The organism is Virgibacillus salarius, from assembly GCF_039521925.1.
Taxonomy (GTDB): Bacteria; Bacillota; Bacilli; order Bacillales; family Amphibacillaceae; genus Virgibacillus; species Virgibacillus salarius.
Window position 1 is genome coordinate 1 of record NZ_BAAACY010000038.1, and the last position, 419, is coordinate 419.

The 419-nt window shown below is 38.9% G+C and carries 1 protein-coding gene; it reads right to left on the reverse strand.

Annotated features, from left to right (window positions below):
* The coding region (locus tag ABDZ84_RS05945; protein WP_343780542.1) for a transposase at positions 1 to 419 on the reverse strand (419 nt) is incomplete at both ends.

The window sequence follows — 419 nt, forward strand, 5'->3', positions numbered from 1 at the left end:
AATGGATTTTTTCCATACAAAAGTGAACTTATTGGCATTCGCTTCTAATTTCGTGCCGTCAATAAAAATGACCTCTTCTTCAATTGCCTTCTCTTCAACAAGTTGACAGCGAAATAGGACAAAACATTGGCGTAGTAACTCTTTTACTTCGGGATGAACACGGAATCGATTGATGGTACGATAGCTCGGCTCATAACCCTGTGCTAACCACATCATCCGTACACTATCTTTAAGTAAGCCTTCTATTTTTCTGCCAGAAAAAACAGATTGGGTATAGGCACATAAGATAATCTTCATCATCATTCGAGGATGGTAAGCAGGACAACCTGTTTCGCGCAAAAATCCCACAAATGATTCCTCTGGGATATGTTCTACAATATGGTTCACTGCATAGGCGATATCATTTTCTTGTAATTTCA